5 protein-coding genes and 1 pseudogene are annotated in these 3,493 nt (G+C 64.4%); 3 read left to right on the forward strand and 3 right to left on the reverse strand.

Annotation, left to right across the window (positions count from 1 at the left end):
• Window positions 1-183: pseudogene (locus tag ABDV69_RS20615) on the forward strand (TetR/AcrR family transcriptional regulator); the annotation flags it as partial.
• A 139-nt stretch (window positions 184-322) separates the two neighbouring features.
• On the opposite strand, the gene ABDV69_RS20620 reads toward ABDV69_RS20615, so the two are convergent.
• The gene (locus ABDV69_RS20620) at window positions 323-1,165 is read right to left on the reverse strand and encodes a metal-dependent hydrolase (RefSeq protein WP_343577642.1); all 843 of its coding nucleotides are present in this window, start codon (window positions 1,163-1,165) and stop codon (window positions 323-325) included.
• A 133-nt stretch (window positions 1,166-1,298) separates the two neighbouring features.
• Here ABDV69_RS20620 and ABDV69_RS20625 point away from each other — a divergent pair, with 133 nt between their 5' ends.
• A complete protein-coding gene (locus tag ABDV69_RS20625; protein ID WP_343577644.1) occupies window positions 1,299-1,937 on the forward strand; it encodes a TetR/AcrR family transcriptional regulator in 639 nt (212 codons plus the stop codon).
• Between the two features lie 188 nt (window positions 1,938-2,125).
• Here the strand turns inward: ABDV69_RS20625 and ABDV69_RS20630 are convergent, their stop codons facing one another.
• Window positions 2,126-2,785, reverse strand: a complete 660-nt coding sequence (locus tag ABDV69_RS20630) for a TetR family transcriptional regulator (RefSeq protein WP_343577645.1) — start codon at window positions 2,783-2,785, stop codon at window positions 2,126-2,128.
• Window positions 2,786-2,950: 165 nt separating this feature from the next.
• On the opposite strand from ABDV69_RS20630, the gene ABDV69_RS20635 reads away from it, so the two are divergent.
• Window positions 2,951-3,076 carry a hypothetical protein gene (locus ABDV69_RS20635; protein ID WP_343577646.1) on the forward strand — a complete coding sequence of 42 codons (126 nt, stop codon included), beginning with the start codon at window positions 2,951-2,953 and terminating at the stop codon, window positions 3,074-3,076.
• Between the two features lie 18 nt (window positions 3,077-3,094).
• Here ABDV69_RS20635 and ABDV69_RS20640 read toward each other — a convergent pair.
• Window positions 3,095-3,493: NAD(P)(+) transhydrogenase (Re/Si-specific) subunit beta (locus tag ABDV69_RS20640; RefSeq protein ID WP_343577648.1), on the reverse strand; the 399-nt coding region annotated here is incomplete at its 5' end.

Genomic DNA, 3,493 nt, shown 5'->3' on the forward strand with positions numbered 1-3,493 from the left:
GCCGAGCTCGGCGCCGCTCCGGACGCCGCCCGGAAGGTCACCGCCGAAGCCTTCGCCCACGCCACCGGGCTCCTGCTCCTCAGCCACACCCGCCGCCTGGATCTGTTCGGTTTGTCCGCCCGCGACCTGCTCGTCGACCACCTCCACGCCGCCCTGCACCGCCTCGGATCCGCCCACGACTGACCGTTGGCGGCGGCGCAAGAAAACGCTTGCGCCCGTGCCGGAGGCAGGTGATCTCAGAGCACCTCGAGCTGGGATCGGCTGCCGGTGTCGACCTCGCGGTCGGGGTGACGTCGGAGGCACGTCTGCGCCATCAAGGCTTTTAGTACGTGCGCTGATTGCCGGTGGTGTCGAAGAGTTCCTTAGCCCAGAATGCCAGGGTCCCGGCGGTGTCCGAGTCGTCGGGGTGAAACCCTGGACGGGTGTAGGAGCTATAGCGACGCCGGGCGTCCCGGTTGAACATCGGGGACGTGCGAAGTTTGTTCAGGCTACGCACCAGCGTGACGGGGTGGTAGGTGGCAGGATCGTGCACTAGCGACCGGACCGTCTGTACGACCACCTCGGTCACGAAGATTGCCGTGGCGAGCCGCATGGCGCGGACCCGCATTGGTTCGGTTCCGCCGACAGCGCGGTAGACGTCGAAGGCAACCGCTTTGTGTTCGCACTCTTCGAACGCATGCCACAGCAGCATCGTGCGGACATCGGATTCGCCGAGTAGGGCTTGCATCTCGTCGCTGGTCAGGATGATCTCGGCGAGCGTAGCGGTGTAGTGCTCGAGAGCGGCGGTTCCGGCTAGCGACATCATCGCGGGAAAGTGCCGCTCGAAGGTGGTGATCAACCACTTGACGTGGCGGTCGATCCGCGCGGTGGGATAGCCCATGGCCTGCAGCCGGTCGTTGAGCATCTTGTGTTGGTGGCGGTGGGTGGCCTCTTGGGCGATGAATCCCTTGATCGCGTCCTGCAGTGCGGGGTCGGGGACCTGGTCGCGGTAGTGACGCACCGACCGGATGAAGAAGTCCTCGCCCTCGGGAAACATCGCCGACAGCACGGCGATCAAATGGCTGGACACCAAGTCGTCGCCGACGTAGTGCTGCCGTTGAGTCCCAGTTGGATAGGAGAATTTGACCCGTCGGGCCTTCAGCGCGACGGGTGCGGGGTCGGACATGTGGATCTCCTTCTCGATGGATTCCGCAGAGGACGCTGGTCCGTTGGACTTGGAAGTGCTTTGCGATCCTGCGACTCAAACCGCCGCCATCTGACTCGGCATATAGTCAGATGATCGTGACACACTTCGGGATGTGAGTCCAGCGCGGGTGTATGGCGGGATGACCGCTGATCAGCGCCACCGGGACCGCCGGACACGGCTGATCGCGGCCACGATCGAGTTGATGGGCACTCATGGGGCCGCGGAGACCACGGTGACCGCGGTCTGCGCCAAGTCGCGGGTGACCTCGCGTTACTTTTACCAGCACTTCGCCGATCGGGATGCGCTGTTGCGTGCGGTGTGCGATCAGCTCAACGCTGCCTTGCAGGATGCCGTCGTGGCGGCCATCCCGGCGGACAGCGCCACACCCGAGGCGTTGGCGCAGGCTCCGGTACGCGCGTTGGTCACCATGATCGAGCAGGATCCCGGGCTGGCGCGGATCTTGTTCGTTGAATCCGGGATCGAGCCGGTCCTACGCGCGTTGCGCAGTGAGATGATGGCCAGCTTCGCTGATCTGATCCTGCGTCAGGCCCGTGTGCATTTGGACATTGCCGATTCCGCCATCGCCGTCACGCACTTGGCTGCGACGTTGGGCGTCGGTGGACTCTTCGAGGTGTTGCGCCGCTGGAGCGAGGGTGAAATCGAATACACGACAGCACAACTCGTCACCCATTGTGCGGGTTTCCTGGGCAGCCTGGGCGCCTACGTCCTGAGCGATAGCGCCGGTGAGTGAAGCGCGTCTGTCTGCACCCAACGGCCCACGGGGTGCCTTGGAGTTGCCCGACAGCGGAATGACGAAATCCGGGATCCAGGCCACCGCCAACGATCTGTGAACGTGCGGCTGGCAGTGAGATCGCCTTGGTAGAGATTCTGGAGGACCACGGCTGCCTGACAGTTCAGTGAAGACCGCCGTCTGAGCGTTTATCGCGAATGACGACCGGCGGTGCCGATCTCGGTCCGCGTGCCCAGCGGCGACTCCACCCGCACCGCCTCGTCGCGAATCAGGCCGCGCAGCAGCGCGGTGCTGAACTCGGCGGCGATCTCCTTGGCACTGCGACGCCCGCTCGGCCGCAGCCAACGGTAGGCGCCCAGCGTCATCCCGATGTAGCCGAGCGCCAGGACGTGGGAGTCGCACTCGAAGAACTCGCCGTTGGCGACGCCCCGGTCGATCAGCCCGTGCACGTGCTCGTAGACCTGGGTCTCCTTCTCCCGGACCGCGGCGACCTGCTCCTCGGTGAACCACTCGGTGATGTAGGGCTGCTCCTGAAAGTAGACCGCCGCCCCTTCGGGGTTGGCCGCGATCTGGTTGAGCAGTCGCACGGTGTACTGGTAAAGCGCCTCGCGGGCCGACATCGTCGGATCGTCGTGCACGGCGGCCAGGGTGCGCTCGGCAGCCTGCTGGTAGATGTCGTAGAGGATCAGCGACTTGCTGGCGTAATAGTGGTAGACGGTGGCCTTGTTCAGGCCGACCACGTCGGCGACGTCATCCATCCGGGTACCGTGGTAACCGCGTGCGGCGAACAGCTTGGTGGCGACAGTCAGCAGCTCCTCGCGGCGGGTGAGCCCGTTCTCGGATGGCATGGCGTTTTCTCGCTTCGGCAGTCCGGGGGTTGCCCGGAGTCAATCAACTGGTCGGTAGTCTAGGCAACGCGACGGTTCACTGTTGCGCGTTGCCCGGTGGGACTACACTTTCGTACAAGTTCTTACGTCGTCAGACGTCCGAGGCAAATCGAGAGGGTGGGGCGCATGGATCCGGAAACGAGTTACGACGTCTCCGATGAAATCGAGTTCTACCTCAGGTACGTGCCATGGGGCCTTCGGGGTGTGGTCGACGGTAACGGCTACCCGCCGCCGGCGTACCCGCCCGTCTAACCAGCGCACCTGTAGCGCCTATAGCGCCTTCAGTTCCTCCGCAACCTCGGACACCGACTTCTTCGCGTCGCCGAACAACATCGTGGTGCCCTCGGCGTAGAACAGCGGGTTGTCGATGCCCGCGAAACCGGAATTCATCGACCGCTTCAGCACGATCACCGACCTCGCTTTGTCGACGTTGAGGATCGGCATGCCGTAGATCGGGCTGGACGCGTCGTTGCGCGCCGACGGGTTGGTGACGTCGTTGGCACCGATGACGATCGCGACGTCGGTGCGGCCGAACTCGTCGTTGATGTCGTCCATGTCCTTCATCGCGTCGTAGTCGACCTCGGCCTCGGCAAGCAGCACGTTCATGTGCCCGGGCATCCGGCCGGCGACCGGGTGGATCGCGTACTTCACTTCCACGCCCTTGGACTC

The organism is Mycobacterium sp., from assembly GCF_039583785.1.
Lineage (GTDB): Bacteria > Actinomycetota > Actinomycetes > Mycobacteriales > Mycobacteriaceae > Mycobacterium.